The organism is Salicibibacter halophilus (assembly GCF_006740705.1).
Classification (GTDB): Bacteria; Bacillota; Bacilli; order Bacillales; family Marinococcaceae; genus Salicibibacter; species Salicibibacter halophilus.
The window spans coordinates 688,210-710,040 of record NZ_CP035485.1 but is presented as its reverse complement, the minus strand read 5'-3'; the positions used below and the strand labels follow the sequence as shown (position 1 = coordinate 710,040).

Annotated in this window: 18 protein-coding genes; 17 read left to right on the top strand and 1 reads right to left on the bottom strand. The window is 43.0% G+C overall.

The features are described 5' to 3' along the window. Window positions 1–9 precede the first annotated feature (9 nt). Complete coding sequence (locus EPH95_RS03525; RefSeq protein ID WP_160141586.1) at window positions 10–900, top strand: LysR family transcriptional regulator; 891 nt, start codon at window positions 10–12, stop codon at window positions 898–900. Here the strand turns inward: EPH95_RS03525 and EPH95_RS03520 are convergent. Then, the gene (locus EPH95_RS03520; RefSeq protein ID WP_142087392.1) at window positions 887–2,062 is read right to left on the bottom strand and encodes an acyl-CoA dehydrogenase family protein; all 1,176 of its coding nucleotides are present in this window, start codon (window positions 2,060–2,062) and stop codon (window positions 887–889) included. The genes EPH95_RS03525 and EPH95_RS03520 overlap by 14 nt on opposite strands. Before the next feature lie 220 nt (window positions 2,063–2,282). Between EPH95_RS03520 and EPH95_RS03515 the strand changes: the two genes are divergently transcribed. From EPH95_RS03515 to fadH, 16 genes are all read left to right on the top strand, one after another. Continuing rightward, entirely contained in the window at window positions 2,283–2,933 is a 651-nt protein-coding gene (locus EPH95_RS03515) for a GntR family transcriptional regulator (RefSeq protein WP_160141585.1), read from the top strand. Between the two features lie 123 nt (window positions 2,934–3,056). Further along, the gene (locus tag EPH95_RS03510; RefSeq protein WP_142087388.1) at window positions 3,057–4,199 is read left to right on the top strand and encodes a CaiB/BaiF CoA transferase family protein; all 1,143 of its coding nucleotides are present in this window, start codon (window positions 3,057–3,059) and stop codon (window positions 4,197–4,199) included. Between the two features lie 48 nt (window positions 4,200–4,247). Continuing rightward, window positions 4,248–4,766 (top strand): MaoC family dehydratase, encoded by a 519-nt coding sequence (locus EPH95_RS03505; protein ID WP_227004033.1) that lies wholly within the window; start codon window positions 4,248–4,250, stop codon window positions 4,764–4,766. Between the two features lie 24 nt (window positions 4,767–4,790). Beyond that, window positions 4,791–5,948, top strand: coding sequence for an acyl-CoA dehydrogenase family protein (locus EPH95_RS03500; protein WP_142087386.1), 1,158 nt, complete (start codon window positions 4,791–4,793; stop codon window positions 5,946–5,948). A 58-nt stretch (window positions 5,949–6,006) separates the two neighbouring features. Next, on the top strand, window positions 6,007–6,921 hold the full coding sequence (locus EPH95_RS03495; protein ID WP_142087385.1) for an HpcH/HpaI aldolase/citrate lyase family protein: 915 nt from the start codon (window positions 6,007–6,009) through the stop codon (window positions 6,919–6,921). A gap of 100 nt (window positions 6,922–7,021) precedes the next feature. Next, window positions 7,022–7,864 (top strand): fumarate hydratase, encoded by an 843-nt coding sequence (locus tag EPH95_RS03490; protein WP_142087383.1) that lies wholly within the window; start codon window positions 7,022–7,024, stop codon window positions 7,862–7,864. A gap of 19 nt (window positions 7,865–7,883) precedes the next feature. Further along, the gene (locus EPH95_RS03485) at window positions 7,884–8,432 is read left to right on the top strand and encodes a Fe-S-containing hydro-lyase (RefSeq protein ID WP_142087382.1); all 549 of its coding nucleotides are present in this window, start codon (window positions 7,884–7,886) and stop codon (window positions 8,430–8,432) included. 413 nt (window positions 8,433–8,845) lie between these two features. Beyond that, on the top strand, window positions 8,846–10,018 hold the full coding sequence (locus EPH95_RS03480; protein WP_160141583.1) for a TAXI family TRAP transporter solute-binding subunit: 1,173 nt from the start codon (window positions 8,846–8,848) through the stop codon (window positions 10,016–10,018). Between the two features lie 33 nt (window positions 10,019–10,051). Beyond that, entirely contained in the window at window positions 10,052–11,959 is a 1,908-nt protein-coding gene (locus tag EPH95_RS03475; protein WP_160141582.1) for a TRAP transporter permease, read from the top strand. A 24-nt stretch (window positions 11,960–11,983) separates the two neighbouring features. Next, window positions 11,984–14,122, top strand: a complete 2,139-nt coding sequence (locus EPH95_RS03470; RefSeq protein ID WP_142087378.1) for an acetate--CoA ligase family protein — start codon at window positions 11,984–11,986, stop codon at window positions 14,120–14,122. A gap of 101 nt (window positions 14,123–14,223) precedes the next feature. Beyond that, the gene (locus tag EPH95_RS03465) at window positions 14,224–15,033 is read left to right on the top strand and encodes an IclR family transcriptional regulator (RefSeq protein WP_160141581.1); all 810 of its coding nucleotides are present in this window, start codon (window positions 14,224–14,226) and stop codon (window positions 15,031–15,033) included. A 13-nt stretch (window positions 15,034–15,046) separates the two neighbouring features. Next, on the top strand, window positions 15,047–15,826 hold the full coding sequence (locus EPH95_RS03460; RefSeq protein WP_142087375.1) for an enoyl-CoA hydratase/isomerase family protein: 780 nt from the start codon (window positions 15,047–15,049) through the stop codon (window positions 15,824–15,826). A gap of 23 nt (window positions 15,827–15,849) precedes the next feature. Beyond that, complete coding sequence (locus EPH95_RS03455) at window positions 15,850–17,628, top strand: acyl-CoA dehydrogenase family protein (RefSeq protein ID WP_142087374.1); 1,779 nt, start codon at window positions 15,850–15,852, stop codon at window positions 17,626–17,628. Window positions 17,629–17,657: 29 nt separating this feature from the next. Beyond that, window positions 17,658–18,911, top strand: coding sequence for an MFS transporter (locus EPH95_RS03450; RefSeq protein ID WP_227004031.1), 1,254 nt, complete (start codon window positions 17,658–17,660; stop codon window positions 18,909–18,911). Window positions 18,912–19,279: 368 nt separating this feature from the next. After that, window positions 19,280–20,194, top strand: coding sequence for an SDR family NAD(P)-dependent oxidoreductase (locus EPH95_RS03445; RefSeq protein ID WP_142087372.1), 915 nt, complete (start codon window positions 19,280–19,282; stop codon window positions 20,192–20,194). A gap of 48 nt (window positions 20,195–20,242) precedes the next feature. After that, entirely contained in the window at window positions 20,243–21,049 is an 807-nt protein-coding gene (gene fadH, locus EPH95_RS03440; RefSeq protein ID WP_142091466.1) for a 2,4-dienoyl-CoA reductase, read from the top strand. The last annotated feature ends 782 nt before the right edge of the window (window positions 21,050–21,831 follow it).

Sequence of the window (21,831 nt, the reverse complement as noted above, 5' to 3'; positions counted from 1 at the left end):
ATGTTCATAATGGAAATGTCCCAATTGCAAAACTTTATTGTAACTGCAGAAGAAGGCAGCATGACAAAAGCTGCTGATATATTGCTTTTATCGCAGCCAGCCTTAAGCAGATCAATTTCATCACTCGAATCCGAATTGGGGGTTCCTCTTTTTGATAGAAAAAATCGAAAAATGGTCTTGAACAGGCACGGAAAGGCATTCCTCACAGATGCAAAAGCTTTGATGCAACGATGGGAGCATTCCAAGCTGCAAATGAAAGAGATGATTCATCCAACACTTGGCAACATATCAACGGCTTTTGTCCATAGTCTTGGCATTGCATACGTCCCGGAAATTTTGAAGGCTTTTCAATTAGAGAACCCGGGTTATACGTTAACGCTGCAAGAAGCGAAGGCTGGGAGTATTATTAAAGACTTGCTCACGAATGAAGTCGATTTTGGTTTCGCAACGCAGTTTAGGATATTCCCGGAATTGGAATACACTCCTCTGTTTAAAGATAACCTTGTGCTTATTGTCTCGGCCCACCATCCGTTTACTGAATCACAAGAAAAGATCTCGATTCACCAAGTCGCTCAAGAACCGTTGATCCACTACAACCCAGATACCGAGCTAAAAAAACTTATTGATGCAGCATTTGCTGCTCGGAATGAAACCATTAACATCGCTTATGAAGGGCTTGAGGTGAACAGCATTATTGGGATGGTAAGAGCGAATTTGGGTGTGGCGTTCATTGCGGAATCGATTGTCCCTACGATCAGCGGTATCAGAGCGATCCCGATCCACGATTTTAAAATTGAACGCCCTATTTACTTGATCCATAAAAAACAGGGGTTCTTATCGAATGCAGCCTTGGATTTCAAAGAATTTGTTTTACGGCATCACGACATTAATAGGACCTAGGCATCTTGAGCACGTGTTGGCCGATATAAGAGAGAATCATATTGTTGTTGATCGGAGCAACTTGATACATTCTGGTCTCCCTAAACTTACGCTCCACATCATATTCATCAACAAAACCATTGCCGCCGAACGTATTGACACAGGCGTTGCCGGCATTCCAGCTTGCCTCGCTAGATAAATACTTGGCCATGTTAGCTTCTTCCCCGCACGGCTCCTCCGAATCAAATTGGCGGGAAGCCTCATTTCGAATGGCATCAGCAGCTCTTACATCGGCGTAAGAGCTGGCAATAGGGAATTGAACCCCTTGGTTTGCGCCGATTATTCGATTAAAAACTTCTCGTTCGCATGCATAAGCTGTGGCTTTATCAATAAAGAAATACCCGTCTCCGATGGCTTCGGATGCAAGCAAAATACGCTCTGCATTCATGCCGTCAAGGACATACTTAAAGCCCTTTCCTTCTTCCCCAATTAAAGCGGAAGAAGGAATTTGCATATCCTTATACCATACTTTATTGGTTGCATAGTTAAACATCGTCCTTACGGGCTCCGTAATCAATGAATCTGGCTGATTTTCTCGCATTTCTCTCAAGTCAATGAAAAATAGACTGATTCCATCTGTTTTCTTCGTAACTTTTTCCAGTGGTGTGGTCCTTGCCAGCAACATTAACAAGTCGGACTGATCAATCCGACTCGTCCAATTTTTATGGCCGTTAACGACATAGCCGTTCGCTGTTTTCTCTGCAAATGTCTGAATCGCGGATGTGTTGGAACCTGCTTCCGGTTCGGTAATGGAAAACGATTGAAAACGTAAGTTTCCTTTGGCAATCTCAGGTAAGTAATGCTGTTTTTGTTCAGGACTTCCATGGCGAAGTAGAGCTCCCATCGTATACATTTGCGCATGACATCCCGCGGCATGGCCGCCTGCCCGATGAATTTCCTCCAAAATAAGCCCCGCTTCCGTGACGCCGTATCCTTTACCTCCGTATTCTTCAGGAATAAGCACAGACAGATAACCCTGCTTCGTCATCGAATCGACAAAATCATATGGATACTCTCCTTCGCGGTCTAATTCCCTCCAATATTCGTTCGGATATTGCTCGCAAAAAGTTCTGATTTCTTTGCGTAAAGCTTCCTGATCAAGTTTTGTTAAAGTCTGTTCCATGAGGATCCTCCTCTAAAAGAGTTGATTTATTTTAAAAGTATAAATGATTATTTCAAGACCGAACAATCGATTTTATGCATGAAATCAATGTGTTTCTTGCATGAATTTCAAAATATACCCATTTTAACGTTTATAATATGGTTATTCCCACCATTAAATAAAATATTATTATTGCAAGTATAAATTGTATACGATATACTATATCCCAAGGAGAATGATCATGGAAAATTTTCAGTTAGAGAATAAAGATTCGATTGAAACAAAAGCTTGTAACGCAATTAGGAAGGCTATACTAAGCGGGGATTTCCCTCCCGGAAAAAAGCTGGTTCAGGAACAATTGGCGAGACAGTTGGATATAAGCAGAATGCCTATACGGGAGGCATTAAAACAGTTGGAAATTGAAGGGCTCGTTAAGATTGAGCCGTACAGGGGCGCTTTTGTGAACGAATTGGATACGGAAGCGATTCATGAAAATTATGCTTTGCGCTCAGAGTTGGAGAAAATGGCACTTCAGAAGGCATATCCATTTATGTCTGCGAAAGATTTAGCTGATCTGGATGCGCTGATCCAAAAGATGGATCAAGCGAGCCATGAAGATTTTGTTCAAACCAATATAGATTTCCACTATTTGCTCTTAAAGCGGTGCCCTTGGAAGCGGCTATCTACGTTTATTCAAGTATTGTGGAATGGTTATTCACAGCAAACTCCAGAGTTTTTGCATGGGCAAATAGAGAAATCGAATGAAGATCATAAGCAAATCGTTCAAGCATTAAAGAATGATGAGCCTGAACGCGCAGCTTATTTGCTTCATGATCATATTCTTAATACCGGTAAGCGGTTAATCGCGTTTATTAAGGCTAAGAATGATTAATGGGTGGGGGTCTCCCTCACAACTACAAGTAAAATAGGATACAATATCCTTTGATTCATTTTGTTTCGCATGGATGTATCAAACACATTTACAAACACTTAATAGAAAATAGGAAGGGTCATTATGAAGCCATTAGAAGGCATAACCGTTCTTTCTGTTGAACAGGCTGTTGCCGTGCCGTTTACCACTCGCCAACTTGCCGACCTTGGTGCTAGGGTGATTAAAATAGAGCGCCCCGATACAGGTGATTTTGCTCGTGCGTATGATAGCACTGTTTACGGTATGTCCAGCCATTTTGTCTGGCTAAACCGATCGAAAGAATCGATTGCCCTTGATTTAAAATCCGAGAACTCAAAGCCGGTTTTTGAGCGTTTATTGGCAGAATCGGATATATTTATTCAAAATCTCGCTCCCGGGGCAATGGAAAGGTTAGGCTATGGGACAGAGGTGCTTCGTGAACAGTATCCGCAATTAATTAATTGTAATTTAACAGGGTACGGAGACACTGGGCCATATAAAGACAAAAAGGCTTACGATCTACTCGTCCAGTGTGAAGCAGGCCTCGTGTCCATCACCGGAAGTGGAGAGGCTCCGTCGAAAGCGGGCATTTCCATTGCCGATATTGCCGCGGGCATGTATATGTATTCCGGGATTCTTACAGCTTTGCTTGTACGATCTCGTACCGGAGAGGGACAAACAGTCAATGTTTCCATGCTGGAAGCATTGGGAGAGTGGATGGGGTATCCAACGTATTATGCAGCATATGGAGGGGAAGAACCGCAACGTAAAGGGGCTAGCCATTCAACGATTTTTCCTTATGGACCGTTTCGGTGCGGGGACGGAAAAACCGTTTTCGTCGGTCTTCAAAATGAAAGGGAATGGGTGGGTTTTTGTGAAAACGTGCTGGAAAAGCCCGAAGTAGCAGAAGACCAAAGGTTTGCTAGTAATACCAAACGTTCTAAGAATCGGAAAGCATTAACGGATCTGATCGAGAGAACTTTTTCAACATTAAACATAGATACCGTCATTGAACGGTTGGAAACGGCTAATATTGCAAATGCGAGATTAAATTCCATGAAAGAATTCTTCGAACATCCACAGCTACTAGCAAGAGAGCGTTGGCAAGAGATTGATACACCCCATGGGGCTGTACAGGCCTTGATACCACCGGTATCTATCAGCGGGATAAATCCCGTTATGGGAGACGTTCCTGAGCTCGGGGAACATACAAAATCGATACTGAAAGAATTTGGATTTAAAACATAAAAATGTGAATCCATGAAAGAACAATCAATTTTTGAGGAGGAAATCAATGTGAGTGTTAAAGAGGGTTGGAACGGACGTTTCTATGAGGATTTTGAAGTTGGGGATGTGTACCAACATCCACTAGGAAGGACGATCTCGAATACAGACAATAGTTGGTTTACACTGTTGACGCAAAATACGAATCCGATTCATTTTGACCAGCACTATGCTGAACAAACAGACTTCGGCCGGCCACTCGTAAACTCAACCTTTACACTTGCGCTTGTCACCGGTCAGTCGGTGAATGATTTATCCCAAAATGTCATGGCCAATCTTGGATGGACAGATATTCGGCTCCCCAATCCCGTTTTTGAAGGGGATACGATCTATTCATATTCAGAGGTCTTAGAGAAAAGAGAATCCGGTAAAAGGGAAAATGTGGGCATCGTCACCGTGAAAACATATGGGTATAATCAAGAAGGTCAAGTTGTGATTGATTACAAACGAACGTTTATGGTTTATAAAAAAGAACATGCACCTTCAGGAAGAACTGGTTTGTTTGAAAAAGTTCATCGAGAAAACTCATAAGAACATTTATCAGGAGGATGACAAATGACACAAACAAAACTAGATCACGATATGATCCGTAAAAGTGTGCGTAGTTTATGCGAGCGTTTTCCGGAATCTTATTGGCAGGATATAGATTCACGGCACGAATACCCTGAGGAATTTATCCAGGCCTTGACGGATGAAGGATGGCTAGGGGTTTTAATTCCGGAAGAATACGGCGGTGCAGGTCTCGGGATGACAGAAGCGAGCATTATAATGGAAGAAATTAATCGTTCCGGCGGTAATGCGGCCGCTGGGCATGCGCAAATGTATACGATGGGAGCAATACTTCGTCACGGTACAGAAGAGCAGAAACAACGCTGGCTCCCACCCATTGCCTCTGGCGAGCAACGCTTGCAAGCGTTCGGGATCACAGAACCGACGGCCGGAAGTGATACGACAAGTATTTCCACGTTTGCCGAAAAGCAGGGAGATTACTATATTGTTCACGGCCAAAAAATCTGGACGTCCAGAGCAAAATATTCGGACTTAATGCTATTGCTTGCAAGAACCACACCGAAAGGTCAAGAGAAGAAAAAAACCGATGGCCTAAGCTTATTTGTGCTTGATATGAACGAACAAGCGGAACATATTGACATTCGCCCAATTGATACGATGATCAATCACGCGACGACCGAAGTGTTTATTGAAGGTGCAAAAATCCATAAGGAAAACTTAATTGGCGAAGAAGGAAAGGGCTTTAAATACGTCTTGGGCGGGATGAACGCCGAACGGATTCTGATTGCTTCCGAGAGTGTCGGCGATGGTTTATATTTTATCGATCGCGCGGTCAACTACGCCAATGAACGCGTCGTCTTCAATCGCCCGATCGGCCAAAACCAAGGCGTGCAATTTCCGTTGGCAGAGAACTATATGGACATTCAAGCGGCAACATTGATGCGCGATAAAGCAGCTGATTTGTTTGACCAGGGCGAGAACTGCGGTGAAGAAGCGAATATGGCGAAATTCCTTACTTCAGAAGCTACCTGGAAAGCGGCCAACAGCGCGATGGATACGTACGGAGGTTACGGATTTGCGGCAGAGTACCATATAGAGCGAAAATTCAGGGAAGCGCGTCTCTTTATGGTAGCTCCGATTACAAATAACTTAATCCGGAGTTACGTAGGCCAACACGTGCTTGGATTGCCTCGGTCTTTTTAATCGTAACTTTTGTTGGAAGAATGAAAACGGTTCTAGAAGTCTATTCTCTAGAACCGTTATGCTTTTAATAGAACCAGAAAGGGGAGCGAAAAGAATGATAAAACACAGAACATGGCTTTTCGTGCCAGGGAATCATTCACGTACAATGGAAAAGGCAATGGAAACACAAGCGGATATCGTCATTTACGATCTGGAAGATGCTATCCCATGGAATGAAAAGGATGAAGCGAGAGAAATCGTAGTGAAACATTTGCAAGAAAAGCATGTTAACAAAGCATCTTATAAACTATTGAGAGTCAATGAAAGTACTTCCTCCTTTTTTACCAAAGATGTAATCGCCGGGGTACGTGGCAATGTTGATGGTATTGTGTTGCCAAAATCAGAGTATCCCGAACATATAAAAGACGTCGATCAACAGCTTACCGCTCTGGAACAAGAACTGAATTGTACAGTTGGTGATATTCCATTGTTCCCATTAATAGAGTCCGCGATCGGTGTTCATAACAGCTATGAGATTGCGAAAGCGTCTCCGAGAATTCCGAGACTTAGTTTTGGAGCTATTGATTATACATCCGATATTCAAACGAAACTTAGCGACAGTGGTGAAGAACTGCTATATGCACAATCGCAACTCGTCAACAGTAGTTATGCGGCAGGCATTGAAGGGCCGATTGATACGGTGTATGCAGATTTTCAAAATGAAGAAGGATTGCTCCGAGATACACAAAGAGGCGAACGCCTTGGGTTTAAAGGGAAAATGATTATACACCCCAAGCAGATTGAACCAGTCCATAATGTTTATACTCCATCGAAAAAAGAGGTTGCAAAAGCAGCAGAAATCGTAAACGCATACCAACGGGCACAGGAACGGGGAGACGGAGCGATTCAACTGAATGGAAAAATGATTGATGTACCCGTCGTAAAAAGTGCTCAGCAGACGTTGGATCTAGACAAGGCACTAAAAGAAACGTAGGATGCACAAATACTCTGTTTAAAATGAAATCATTATATAAATTCCTTATTAGTTTACACCGGTATAGAAAATACCAAAGCGTATAGGGGTGTGAAGGGAAATGAAAAACATCCATGTGGATACGATCACCGAGAATGTTGCTGCCATGTGCCAATCTGCCAGTATTGATTTAGGTGATGATATGATTCAGGCGTTTCAATCTTCCTTGCAAAAAGAGAAATCGGATATCGGCCAAGATGTCATTACACAACTGTTGGACAATGCCGAAATCGCTCAGAAGGAACGCATGCCCATGTGCCAGGATACAGGCATGGCCGTTTTTTTTATAGAAATGGGATACGATTGCAAGATTACGTGCGGTGACCTGTACGATGCCATCAATAAAGGGGTTAGCCAAGGATATGGCGACGGCTATTTGCGCCAATCGATCGTTCGCGATCCACTGGATCGAAAGAATACCGGGGATAATACACCCGCGATTACGTACGTGGAAATGGTGGAAGGCGATCATCTGAAAATCAGATTTACCGCAAAAGGCGGGGGAGCGGAAAACATGAGCCGCTTGCAAATGTTGAAACCGTCTGACGGGTTGGAAGGCATTGAGGACTTTGTCGTGGAGTCAGTCCGTCTCGCAGGTCCCAATGCTTGTCCACCGGTGATTGTCGGTGTCGGTATCGGGGGGAGTTTCGAGAAATCCGCCTACATAGCGAAAAAATCATTGTTGAGATCCGTAGGAGAACGCCACGTTGAAGAACGGATTGCCCGGCTGGAGGAAAAGTGGACGGAGAAATGCAACCAGCTTGGCATTGGTCCGCAAGGCATGGGAGGCACAACCACAGCCCTTGATGTAAAAATTGAGGTCCAACCTTGCCATATTGCTGCTATGCCAGTTGCGGTAAACATCCAGTGCCATGCCAATCGACATAAAGAAGTGATATTATAAAGGAAGGGACGGAACTCACTTGGCACAGAAAAAAATAACGCTTCCTCTAACAGATGCAAAGGTCCAAGATTTAAAAGCCGGCGATCGAGTTTTATTAAGTGGTGACGTATACGCGGCAAGGGATGCAGCCCACAAGCGTTTGCTGGAACGAATGGAAAATGACGAAGAACTGCCGATTCAATTGGAAGGCGAGGTTGTTTATTATGTAGGCCCGACACCGGCAAAACCGGGTCAAATTATCGGATCGGCTGGCCCGACGACGAGTGGAAGAGTGGATAAATATACACCTGCATTGTTATCCCGAGGATTGAAGGGAATGATTGGTAAAGGGTATCGAAATGAAGAAGTGAAAACGGCGATCCAAAAATATAAAGCCGTTTATTTTGCCGCCATCGGTGGTTCCGGTGCCCTGTTATCCAAAAAAATTCTTTCTGAAACGATTGTTGCTTATGAAGACTTGGGACCGGAGGCGGTTCGCCGCCTTACGATCAACGATTTCCCGGTGACAGTCATTAATGATTGTTATGGAAATGATTGGTATGAACAAGCTGCTGAAGTGTATCGATAATGTGAAAAACATGTGAAATTGAACCAATACTGGGAGTTAAGGTAGAAGAGGAGGTGTTGGTGGTAATTCGGACGGGATCAAGTATCGCCGCGATGTAACTGCTGAGTAACATAACCCTGTATAGACCGATAGAAAAGGGCAGGGAATGAGTTAATTGAGTTATCCTCCGTTGAGGAACTTGATAGAAAATGAGATCCCCTTTTATAGTATGAAGCATTTGAAAGGGGTTACGTGATGGAAAAGGAATAAAAATCTAAAAATTTTATTGACAAAAAATATTATAGTATATAAAATAAACCTATCTTTATTTGGAACCGATTACATAAAAGGATCAAATGAGTATGTATAGTTTTTTCAAAAAGAATCATAGTTGCCAATAATATGAAAACATCGACAATCAGGAGGTGCGACTATTGAAACATCATCGTTATACTGTCTTTTTTTTACTTCTGGTGTTGGGGATCATATGTGTAAGCTGTGCGAATCCGAGAGCTTCATCTCAAACATTGGAAATAGGAGAAGAGGGCGAAGAAATGCCGGAAGAGATGGTATGGAGCGTATATGACATCAATGCAGGAGGGTATGCTGAGGCATCTGCTGTTGCCAATGAAATCACGGAAGCCTATGGCACTCAAATCCGTATGCTTCCATCTTCCAGCGGTGTTGGCCGTATGATGCCCCTTTATTTAGGAGCTGCGGATGTCGGTAAGATCGGGGATGAATTTAAATTCGCTTTTGAAGCGACTGAAGAGTTTTTTGACCTTGGCTGGGGACCTCAAGACGTTCGTGCCATCTGGGCGCCGATTTCTCCATTCGGCTTAGCCGTTAGCGAGGACTCTGATATCGAATCGATTGAAGATTTGGAAGGGATGCGCGTTCCCCATATTAGTGGGAATACTTCCGTTAATATAAAAACAGAGTCTATGCTTGCTTTTGGCGGACTAACCCTCGATGACGTCGATGTCGTAGACTTTAACGATTATGGAGGACAAGGGCAGGCCTTGATTCAAGATGAATTGGATGTAGCTTCGATCAATCCACAAGCCGGAGGGATGTTTGAAGCAGACAGCCTTGACGGGATTCGCTGGTTGCAAATGCCCGCGTCCGATGAAGAAGGATGGGAACACGTTCATGATGTTGCATCCTGGTTTTATCCGAGGGAAATAGATGATGGCGCCGGCATGACCGATGACAATGAAATTTTGGGACATGGTTATTTGATGGCGGCTTATGCTGACCAAGATGAGGAAGATATGTACGCTTTTACGAAAGCGCATGTTGAACAATATGAAAATTACGAAGGTGCTACCGCTAATATGTGGACGTATCATCCCGATGAAGTGATTACAAATCCGGCGGCAATAGGTGTTCCTTTTCATGAAGGTTCCATCCGATATCTTGATGAAATCGGGTTATGGGATGAGCAAAAACAAGAAGAGAATGACGCTTTAATTGAGCGCCAAGAAGACCTCCAAGAGGCGTGGACGATCGTCGAGGAGGAAGCGGAAGAGATGAATCTATCCGAAGACGAACATGAGGAGCACTGGTTGGAGCGAAAAGAAGAGCTAGTGCCGGAAGAATTCTAGAGAAGTAAGCAGCTTAGAATGGAGGGATAGATTGTGAATCGTATTCACGGGCCTTGGAAAGTCATTGTTATCATCGCAACGCTCTTAGGGGTGTTCTTATCCGTTAATCACGTGTTTTACCTGCGATTATTTGGGTTTGCTCCTTTACAAAATGAATATTTATACTATTTGCTTGCCGCATTTATGTCCATCTCGTTTCTGGTTTTGCCGGCCAAGAAAACAGACACCTCCATTCGCTATTACGATGTGATCGCTTTTGCGTTGACCCTTGTTGCAACCATGTTTTTGGGGCTCAACAGTGAACGAATTATTTTGGAAGGGTGGGACTGGGTGGCGCCGGTGTTACCGACTGTCGCTGCGGTCGTGCTATGGGCACTTGTACTGGAAATATTACGCCGGGCAGGCGGGAAAATTTTATTTGCCATTTGTGGCCTCATTTCGGTGTACCCTCTATTTGCTAACGTGATTCCGGTGTATTTTTTACAAGGGCACAGCTTTGACTTCATTACACTGGCGAATAACCATATCATGAGTACAAATAGTGTGCTAGGCGTACCCCTGGATACGGTCGGGACATTAGTAGTAGGATTCCTCGTTTTTGGTGTGATTCTCACACATACCGGGGGAGGAGCGTTTTTCTTCAAACTGGCACAGTCGGTTTTCGGTAGTCAAAGAGGTGGGGAAGCGAAAGTTTCAGTGGCCGGAAGCGCATTTTTCGGGATGTTGAGTGGAAGCGCGATTTCGAATGTCGTGACGACCGGTCAAATGACGATACCGGCGATGAAGAAATCCGGGTATGATTCAGAATATGCGGCGGCTGTTGAAGCAACTTCATCAACCGGTGGAACGATTGCACCGCCTATTATGGGCTCGGCTGCTTTTATTATGGCATCGTTTGTCGGGGTTGCGTATTTGGAAATTGTAGTCGCAGCGGCTATTCCGGCAGCTTTGTATTTTATAGCCGTGTTTCTCCAGGTGGATGGATATGCTGCTAAACATGATTTGCGCGGGATCCCGAAAAGAGAGTTGCCACCGTTGCTAAAGACCTTAAGTGAAGGTTGGATTTACTTAGCGAGTATGGTGGCGTTGATCCTCGTTCTGGTTTTTATTCAATCGGAGGGACAGGCGCCATACTATGCAAGCGCTTTAATTCTTATATTGGCTATGTTAAGGAAGTCTACGCGTTTTAGTTTCAAGAAACTCGGGGATATGATTGCGGACACGGGCAAAGTGCTTGGAGAAATTATTTCCTTGATCGCGGGTGTCGGTTTAATCGTAGGTGCTTTTTCTGCAACAGGCGTTTCTTTCTCATTTTCAAGGGAACTGGTCATGATGGCAGGAGATAACCTTTTACTCTTACTAATCGCCGGCGCGATCACAAGTTTCATTCTCGGTATGGGGATGACCGTTTCTGCCAGTTACATCTTTTTAGCTATTGTATTGGCTCCTGCACTAGTAGGTGTTGGTGTTGATCCAATTGCAGCCCATTTATTTGTTCTCTACTGGGCGACTGCATCTTATATCACACCGCCTGTAGCCCTTGCTGCGTTTACGGCATCCGGGATAGCTAATTCGAACCCGTTGAGAACATCGATTGTATCAACAAAATTGGGAATTGTGACGTTTTTCATTCCGTTTTTCATCGTTTACCAACCAGCGTTAATTTGGAGCGGGACGATGACGGAATCGTTACTCAGCATTGGTACAGCATCGGTTGGCGTCTTTCTGATTGGATCCGCGCTTCAAGGATATCTGATTGGATATGGCAGCATGACAATGATTCACAGAGCACTATTCTCTATTGGTGGGATTACGATGTTAGTCCCTAATATTGCTGTAAATATCGCTGTTGTATCATTGTTAATAATCTTTTATTTTATCACTTATTCTAGAAAAAAATTGTTGAAAGATAATGCAACAGAAGAAAACGTGAGCCAATAGCATGACTAACAGGAGGGTTTTAAAATGTCCAAAAGAGAAGCCATCGAAAGATTATTGAACCCGGAATCGATAGCGATTGTAGGGGTTTCTAAAGATTTTACATCCATTAGCGGAAAACCTATGAAAAATTTGATCCGGCATCAATTTCAAGGGCAAATTTATCCGGTAAATCCGAAATACGAGAAAATAGAAGACTTTACCTGCTATCCTAGTCTTATTGATATTCCCGGAGAAGTCGACGTTGCTTTAATCGCTGTTTCCTCTAAAAGAATGATGCAAATTCTTTCCGAATGTGAACAAAAAAATATTCGCAGTGTGATTCTTTTCGGATCAGGGTTTGCGGAAACAGGCGAAGAGGGCGAACGATTACAAGAGGAAGTGCTTGAGAAAGCGAAAAAAGCGGGGATTACGATTTTAGGTCCTAACTGTATCGGTCTATTAAATGTGAAGAAAAGTATTCCGCTCGGTTTTTCAACTTCTTTTGAGACAGAGGAAGGTTTTCTTTCCGGAAACGTCGGGTTTGCATCTCAAAGCGGCGCCCTTGGCTTTTCCCTGTTCGGATTGGCCCAAGAGGAAAACATAGGTTTTTCTCAAGTGATTAACACGGGAAATCAGATCGATCTTCATACATTGGATTGTATCGATTACATGCTGGAAGATGAGGGCACGGATGTTGTGGCAGGGTATTTGGAAGGGATTCCTGACGGCGAAATGTTGATTCGACTGGCGAAAAGGTCTAAAGCTTTAAAGAAACCGCTGATCGTGTTAAAAGCCGGTCGTTCGGAAATAGGAAAAAAAGCGGCGATGTCTCATACTGCTTCGTTAACGGGTTCCGATGAAACGTTCCAAGCGATCGCAAAACAATATGGTTTGGTCATTGCAAATGATGTCGACGACATGATTGATTTAATGAAAGTTTTTTCCCGTGGAAAACAATCAAACGGCAATCGGGTTGTAACTATTTCCAATTCTGGGGCAGCAGGCATTGCCATGGCTGATTACAGTGAGCCGCTCGGTTTGGAGCTCGTTCGTTTGCCAAACGAAACGCAAGCGAAAGTAGAGGAAATTATCCCGCCCTACGGATCTGCATTAAATCCAATTGATATCACAGCCCAGGCTTTGAAAGAGCAACATATTTTTACAGATACCCTCGAGGCTTTGATCAACGAAGATGAGGTAGATGCCATTGTCGTTCAAACGACATTTGGGGGAGAGTTAGGCCAGAAGATATGCAAAAAAATCGCCGAAATTGATAAGACAACCGAAAAACCTATTGTTGTTACGATCACGGGAACAACGGAAATAACGGGTGAGGGACGAACGATTTTAGAAAAAGCGAGTGTGCCTGTTTACACAACGTCTTATAAAACTATGGTAGCGATCAAACAATTGGCAGATTTCTCTCGTTTTTGCCTGAGCCACGAGGAGGAAGCACATACTCACGGTCAAGTTGGAAAGAGTGAAGATACCTCCGGTATTTGGACTGAAGTCCGTGTCAAGAAGGAACTCTCTTCTTTAGGGATAAGGATCCCACAAGGCACGCTCATTAAAAATCGCGAACATTTGCAGGAGGTAAAAGCTAACATCCCTTATCCGGTGGTATGTAAAGGGATTTCCAAGGATGTGCTTCATAAAACGGACGCCGACAGTGTCAAGGTAAACATCAAAAATCCGGCGGAGCTCGAAGAAGCTTATGAATCGATCATCTCATCTATCGGCAATTATAATCCCGATGCGAATATTGACGGCGTTTTGGCCGAAGAAATGATACAGGATGAAAGCGTTGAGATGTTTATCGGAGTTAAAGAAGATCCTCAATTTGGACCTTTGATCGTGTGTGGCCTTGGCGGCATTTTCGTAGAAGTATTAAAAGATATTTCGATTCGCCGCGCGCCTATTACTGACAAAGAAGCTTTTGCGATGTTAGAAGAACTGAAAGGCTATCTCCTTCTTAAAGGAGTCAGAGGTGGATCAAAAAGAGACATCCAGGCATTGACGGAGGCTCTCGTGCGCATTTCTCAATTTGCTTTAACCCATCACGGACGGATTCAGGAGATGGATATTAACCCGTTATGGGTATTTGAAGAAGGCAAAGGGGTTGCGGCTTTAGACGGCATTATTGTATGGAAAAAGAATGAAGAGGCCGTTGTAAATGCAAAATAGCCCTTGAGCAAGTATCACTGAAGGGGGTGGAATAGGCAGGTTATTCCCTTTTCGGTGAATTTTCCTGTACAATATTCTATGAGAATAAAGGGGGGTTCCATTTGTCAAACCAAACTGATGAAAAAGAAAACGGTAAAAGAAAATATAGTGTGCCTGCCGTTGATGTTTCGTTTAGAATTTTAACGCTCTTAAGTCGAAAGAAATTCAGCCATAGTAACTTAACTGAAATTGCAAACGCCCTGACATTACAACCGACCACCTGTTTTCGGGTATTGCAACAGCTTAGAGAGGACGCTATTGTTCATTACGATAAAAGAACAAAGCAGTATAGTCTCGGTCCTTATCTTGTCGTTTTGGGAGAAAGAGCCAAAGAAAATTCCTTAGATATTGCCATTATTCTTCCTTATCTTGAGGAGCTTTCCGAAAGAACCGGCTTAACGTCTGTGCTTGTCAACCGAATAGGAAATACCCGTACTACGTTTGTTGCTAAAAATGAAGGAGAAGATTTTGGGCTCAACGTTTCTGTGGGAAGACACTTTTCGATTGTGGATGGCGCATATGGGAAATGTATGCTCGCGTACATGGGAGAGGAAGAATCAAATGAGTTGCTTCAGGAAGTACAATATACCCGCTCATTATCCGATAACGAAATGAATCGTTTGAAAGCGGATTTCCCAGTGATTCGTGACCATGGATATGCGACCAATTACGGGGAAACCATCAACGGTGTTTTTGGGGTGGCAGCACCCATTTTCAATATAGATGACAATGTGGACATGACCATTAACTTGTTTGGAATGACGGCACAATATAATGAAGATGAACTGATCCCTAAAGGTGAATTACTAAAAGAAACAGCCGAGCGAATCAGCGCAAAAATTAAAGGTCAGGGGAATAATCTAATGGTTTGAGGAGTGATTCAAAATGGGAAATCCGTTTATTCTGAAAGAGAAACAGGGAAGCACGCAAATACTGCGCTTAAACTATCCGGAAGCCAAAAATGCGCTGATTATGGATATGAGACTGGAATTATTGCAGGCATTAGAGGATGCAGAACAAGATGATGATATTAAATGTATTATTTTAACAGGTGAAGGTAAGGGATTTTCGGCAGGGGGAGACCTAGCCGCCCTTAAAGAAGTGAATCCCCTCGAAGGCAGGAAAAGACTGCAAAGCTCACACCCCCTCATGTTGAAGATGTTGGACATTGAAAAACCGATCATTGCAGCTGTGAATGGAGCTGCTGCCGGCGCGGGTTTCAGCTTGACGTTGCTTTGTGATTTTATCCTGGCATCCGAAGATGCATTTTTCGTACAAAGTTTTGTAAATGTCGGGTTAATTCCGGATTTCGCGGCCATGCATTTCCTCCCTATGTTAGTTGGCCGGCAAAGGTCAAATGAACTAATGTTTTTAGGTGAACGCGTTTCTGCCGAAGATGCCCATCGGATCGGCATTGTAAACCGAGTTGTTTCTTCGGAACAATTATTGTCAGAAACGATTGAAATAGCTGAAAAGTTAGAGAAGAAAGCCACAGCTGCTATGGGCATGACGAAAAAGATTATGAACGAACATTTGAATAAGGATTTGAAAAACTTACTGGAAATGGAAGCGCAAGGGCAAGATATATGCTTCCAGACCGAAGATTTTAAAGAAGGAGTCCAAGCTTTTTTTGAAAAAAGAGCACCGCAGTTCACGGGAAGATAATACCTGAAAGGAATGACCGGGAAATGATAAAAAATCTTCAAGTCCCAAAACTGGAAGCCGAAGTTCGTGGTATGCATGATGCACATGGACTCAATTTTTTTGAAACAGATCCAAATATAGAATTTTTACTTCGCTATTACGTATCAGGAGATGAATATGAACGAGCATTCCCGCTTTTGTCGAAATTGGGTGAAGTAGCGGGCAATGAAGTGGATGAATTGGCACATGAAGCGGATCGCAATCCCCCTGAATTGGTCTCTTATAATAAGAAAGGGGAACGAATGAACCATGTAAAGTATCACCCTTCATATCTTAGGTTGGAAAAAATCGGATATGGTGAATTTGGACTTGCCGCTATGTCTCATCGCCCGGGTGTGATGGATTGGCCGACACCTTTTTCAAGAGTTTTAAAATACTCATTTTGGTACTTATTTGCCCAAGCTGAATTTAGTCTTTGTTGTCCGATGAGTATGACAGACTCGGCGGCAACCATTCTGGAAAAGTATGCAAGTGATGAAATAAAAGAAAAATACTTACCTCGATTGACAAGTACCGATATGGATGAGCTTTGGACAGCCGGTCAATTTATGACCGAAAAACAGGGGGGCTCCGATGTAGGTGCCAACACAGTAACGGCAAAGCAAGTTGGCGATCACTGGGAGATATGGGGCGATAAGTGGTTTTGTTCCAACGTGTCCGCTGATATTGCATTAGTTCTCGCCCGTACCGAGGGAGCGCAACTGGGCTCAAAGGGGCTCGCGATGTTTTTGGTCCCAAAAAGATTGGAAAATGGGGAGCATAACGATTTCCGCATCAACCGATTAAAAGAAAAGCTTGGAACAAAAGACATGGCATCAGGAGAGGTCACCTTTGAAGGGGCCGTCGGATATGTCGTTGGCAGTATCGAAAATGGATTTAAACAGATGATGTCCATGGTTAATTCATCAAGGCTCTCGAATGCTGTTCGTTCAGCAGGGTTGATGAGACGCAGCTATTTAGAATCGATTGTGGCATCAAGAGGGAGACTGACTTTCGGACAACAACTCAGTCAATTACCTTTGATGCAGGAAGGTCTTTTCGAAATGCTTCTCGACACGGAAGCTGCCGCATCTATGATTTTTTATACAGCCAAAGTGTTTGATCAGTCAGATAGTGGTGATGAGGATGCAAAAAAATCACTGCGCATTCTAACACCTTTACTAAAAGGATATATTTGTAAACGTGTCCGCTATGTCACCGCAGAGGCCATGGAAATCCGGGGCGGGAACGGATATATTGAAGATTGGGTAAACCCGAGACTCGTGCGTGATGCCCATTTGGGTTCCATCTGGGAAGGAACGACAAACATTGTCGCTCTTGATGTTTTAAGGGCTATTCGCAAGGAAGATGCAGGCAGCACATTATTTCATCACCTTGAACAACGGCTTTCAGGGATGGGTAATGCTTATACCGAACGCGCAGTAAAGCTCATCTTGAAACGTGCCAGTGTTATTTCCGGGCAAATGGACCACATTTCGCGAGAACAAACAAGCACACATGATGTTGCGGCCAAGCGCTTTATGGAGCAAATGTATCATCTTATTGCTGCAAGTTTATTACTGGAAGAAGCGGAGCATGAAGTAAAAATTAATAGTAATTACCGTAAGCTGTTTTTGTTCCTTCATTATTATCATCGCTATATAAAGGCTGCGGATGATCATGTCGTGTTTGATCAGTCGGTTAGTGAATGGCTGGACACGGTCATCGATTGGGAGGAGATTCCCGCAGACGTTGTTGATGGGTTGTTACAGGCACTTGAGTAGCTCGGAGAACACTTCAAGGGAACAAGGGGGTGATTATAATTCCAAAATGGTATTATGGGTGGAATATTGTCGGGGCGGCAGCCATTATCACGTTGTTGACAGTAGGGATGCGGATGGGCGTTGGCCCTTTCGTTCTGCCTATTATGGAAGATTTAAATTTCACCCGCACTACATTGTCAACAATCATCGCTGTAGGGATGATTGTTTATGGTATCGGTATGCCGATCGCGGGTTATCTGGTAGAAAAATATAGTACTAATATGGTGCTAATTTTAGGGATTATCATCGTCACTATTTCCTGTGTGTGGACCGTTTTGGCGCAACATCCGGTAAACTTCTTTATGGCATTCGGTGTTTTTTTATCGTTTGGGCTAGCTTTCACGAGCCCGGTTGCTCTTACACCTGTCATTAGTCGTTGGTTTACTAAGCTTCGAGGCAGGGCGTTATTTTACTTGTCAACGGGTTCCATGGCAGGTATAGCGATTATGACCCCGGTGTTTTCGTTTTTAATTGAACGGTTTGGATGGCAGGCAACCATCTTATTGTTTGCCGCTGCTTTTCTTATCATCATCGTTCCCACGACCATATTCATTGTTCGTGATGATCCACCGGAGAGTTATGGCCAATCTACGTCCTCATCAAATATTCCACAGGACCCCCGTACTGCACTGACTTGGAAAAAAGCGATAGCCACGCCCCCTTTTTGGCTCATTGCATTTGGCCTGTTTACATGCGGATTTAGCATGAATCTATTGGGAACCCATGGTGTGCCGATGTTACAGGATCATGGTTTTACCCCCATCACTGCTTCATTCGCGATAGGTTTAATCGGTATTGTTGCTATTCCGAGTACGCTATTTTTAGGCGTTCTTTCAGACAAGGTGCAACGTAAGCACCTTCTCTCCTTAATTTACTTCGTGAGAGGCTTAGGAATGGTCGCGCTGGTCTTCGTTACGGTCACTTGGCAGCTTTATTTGGTGGCCGCCATAGCGGGCATCGTTTGGGCAGGCAGTATTGCTCTTTCTTCCGCGATATTGTCGGATGTATATGGCGTGCGACTCGTCGGATTATTATATGGATGGACATACTTCGGTCACCAAATTGGAGCAATGTTAAGTTCCTGGCTCGGAGGATGGGGATATGAAACCTACGGCACACATCTGGTGTCTTTTGGAGTCACAGGTATTTTATTAATAGCCGCGAGTATTGTTATCTTATGGTTGAGCAGTACATTAAAGCAAAGGCAGAATTATAAGCCTGAGGAGATAATGCAGTCAGGGTGAAAAGGGCTCCATAGTTGGAGAGATTGTAGCATCTTAGATATCGCACCAACGCTTTGATTTAAAAACTACTAATCCCCAAAAATTGTGTTGACAAAAAAATATATTCTATGTAAAATGAACACACTTAAAATATGCAAACGGTTTCAATAGATTTTTTCGAATTGTATACAATAACCAATACTGAAAATTTGAAGGATACGACTTAGCAAAATACCGAAGGGAATCAAATATTTCAAGAATCATTATTATTATTTTGGAAATTAATCATCACACGACAAATAAAATTGTAAGAATAAAATTCAATCTCAATGTATATGGAATATGTCAAAAAACAGCAATGCGTGAAAGATTTGAAGGAGGTAATAAAAATGGGACATCTAGATAACAAAGTAGCAATTGTAACAGGAGCAGGACGAGGAATAGGACGAGAAATTGCGTTACTTATGGCAAGTGAAGGCGCAAAAGTACTTGTCAATGATTTGGGCGGTGAAGCAAGCGGAGAAGGAAAAGATATCAAAGTTGCTGATCAAGTAGCTGCTGACATTCAGGAAGCAGGAGGAGAAGCTGTCGCGAATTACGATTCTGTCGCAGAGTATGAAAACGGTCAAAAAATGGTGCAACAAGCGATTGATGTTTTCGGCAGTATTGATATCGTCGTAAATAATGCCGGCATCTTAAGAGACCGTATGATTTTCAATATGACAGAAGAAGAATGGGATGCTGTTATTGCGGTCCACTTAAAAGGGACATTCAATATGACACGTGCTGCTGCCCCGCATTTTAAAGCACAAAAAAGCGGACGTTTCATTAATTTCACTTCTACCTCGGGACTTATCGGAAACATCGGACAGGCCAATTACGGAGCGGCAAAGATGGGAATTGCTGGAATGACAAAAGTAACTGCGCTTGACATGGCTCGATACAATGTTACTGCGAATACGATTGCGCCATTTGCGTGGAGTCGCCTTATTGGCTCAATTCCTACAGAAAATGAAGAACAAGAAAAACGGGTTGAAAAATTGAAAAAAATGACCCCTGGCAATATTGCCCCTATCGTATCATATTTAGGAAGTGACGATGCATCCGACGTTACCGGCCAAATCTTTGGTGTTCGAGGCAAAGAGATCATGCTGTTTTCACAACCGCGACCTATTCGTTCGGCCTATAATGCTGAAGGGTGGAATGTTGAAGATATTGGAGAAACAGTAAAGGAAGCGTTTAAAAATGACTTTGCTTCCCTTAATGTTTCCTCGGATGTATTTCCTTATGATCCGCTAGTGTAAAGCTTGAAAGGAGGACAAACATTGGCAACGGAACAATATAAACAGCCCATGCTCCCGGAAGGAAGTTTAAAGGGAAAAGTTGCTATTATCACAGGAGGAGCCACAGGCCTAGGCGAAGCGATGGCCATGGAATATGCACGTCTTGGCGCTAACATTGTCATCGCGAGTCGCAAACAGGAAAAATTGGACGAAGCGAAAAAAGAAATAGAAATATATGGAACAAAAGTTAAGACTATACAAATGGACGTACGGGAACCGGATCAAGTGGAGAAAATGGTGTCTGAAACCGTAGCTGCATTTGGAAAAATTGATATTTTAGTCAACAATGCAGCCGGAAATTTTCTCGTTAAAGCGATCGACATGTCGACCAATGCGTGGAATACCGTCATTAATATTGTTTTAAACGGCACTTGGTACTGCAGTCAAAGTGTTGCTAAACAAATGATCGCTCAAGATACTCCGGGAACAATTTTAAACGTAGGAGCAACCTATGCTTGGACCGGAGGCCCATTAACAGCCCATTCGGCTGCGGCGAAAGCAGGGGTAGACGCATTAACCAAAACACTGGCTGTAGAATGGGCGCCCCATAATATTCGTGTAAATATGATTACACCGGGTCCGACAGAGGATACAGGAGCAGTTAGCCAGCTATGGGCAAGTCCGGAACAAGAGGAACAAATATTAGATAATATTCCAACACATCGACTATCCACGCGGCAGGAAGTTGCAAACTTGGCATCTTATTTGGTAAGCGATTATGCAAGCTATGTTACGGGTGCGAATCATGTTATAGATGGGGGAGGCTGGCTAAACAAAGGTAGGTATAAGGATGATTTAAAAAAGAACCCTTATTAGTTAGGTGTAACAATTTCTTTTAAAACAAGATGATCTATATATGCCTACTGAGTAAAAAAGAGTGTAAGATACGCATTGGCTTCAGGAATGCTTTAAATACCGCGGAAGTTGGGGGGTGAGAAGTACCTGGTTTTATGGAATATAAAGTTTAAGTGTGAACTCTATCAAACGAGCGATCAAAATATTATAGGTAACTTGGGTTCTAGTGATGAGATCCGGAAGATAAAGCTATTTATAAAACAAAAATTAATAATCATCGAAGTATTGACAAAAATCTTATTCCGTTTAGAATAAAAATAAAATGTAAACGTTTTACGTAAAAAAGAATAGTTTATGGTTATTTTTTCTAAATTGTATACAATAGCCAGATAAGATAATTGAATTTTGATATACTCCAACCGATATTGAACATTCCTAGTGTTACGTCTGCAAAATGAGATGTTCATTATGTTGTTACTGAGTACGAAATAGCGGTCTTTTTATGGACAACAGTAGCAGAAAGAAAAGAAGAGTTTAAATATTAGTCATCCCGATCTCAGAGCTGAATTAGCCCGTGATATTACATGAGACATGTGCAAACTCAGGTGTGAATTGTGTGAATGAACGGGGATGGTTTGATAAAGTAGATGATTTGACTGGTAATTATAAGGGACTCATTACGGAACTGCTTTTTGCTCCTAATGAACCTTTTCGAAACACAATCTGTCTTAGTTACTTAGTTACAATTTATATTTTTTTCCTCCACTCACGTACTGGTTCCTATAATCCATTTAGTACTAGGT

Coding starts and splice junctions, on each gene's coding strand:
- EPH95_RS03525 (WP_160141586.1), top strand. CDS start 10: ATGGAAATGTCCCAATTGCAAAACTTTATTGTAACTGCAGAAGAAGGC.
- EPH95_RS03520 (WP_142087392.1), bottom strand. CDS start 2,062: ATGGAACAGACTTTAACAAAACTTGATCAGGAAGCTTTACGCAAAGAA.
- EPH95_RS03515 (WP_160141585.1), top strand. CDS start 2,283: ATGGAAAATTTTCAGTTAGAGAATAAAGATTCGATTGAAACAAAAGCT.
- EPH95_RS03510 (WP_142087388.1), top strand. CDS start 3,057: ATGAAGCCATTAGAAGGCATAACCGTTCTTTCTGTTGAACAGGCTGTT.
- EPH95_RS03500 (WP_142087386.1), top strand. CDS start 4,791: ATGACACAAACAAAACTAGATCACGATATGATCCGTAAAAGTGTGCGT.
- EPH95_RS03495 (WP_142087385.1), top strand. CDS start 6,007: ATGCTTTTAATAGAACCAGAAAGGGGAGCGAAAAGAATGATAAAACAC.
- EPH95_RS03490 (WP_142087383.1), top strand. CDS start 7,022: ATGAAAAACATCCATGTGGATACGATCACCGAGAATGTTGCTGCCATG.
- EPH95_RS03470 (WP_142087378.1), top strand. CDS start 11,984: ATGTCCAAAAGAGAAGCCATCGAAAGATTATTGAACCCGGAATCGATA.
- EPH95_RS03460 (WP_142087375.1), top strand. CDS start 15,047: ATGGGAAATCCGTTTATTCTGAAAGAGAAACAGGGAAGCACGCAAATA.
- EPH95_RS03455 (WP_142087374.1), top strand. CDS start 15,850: ATGATAAAAAATCTTCAAGTCCCAAAACTGGAAGCCGAAGTTCGTGGT.
- EPH95_RS03445 (WP_142087372.1), top strand. CDS start 19,280: ATGGGACATCTAGATAACAAAGTAGCAATTGTAACAGGAGCAGGACGA.
- fadH (WP_142091466.1), top strand. CDS start 20,243: ATGCTCCCGGAAGGAAGTTTAAAGGGAAAAGTTGCTATTATCACAGGA.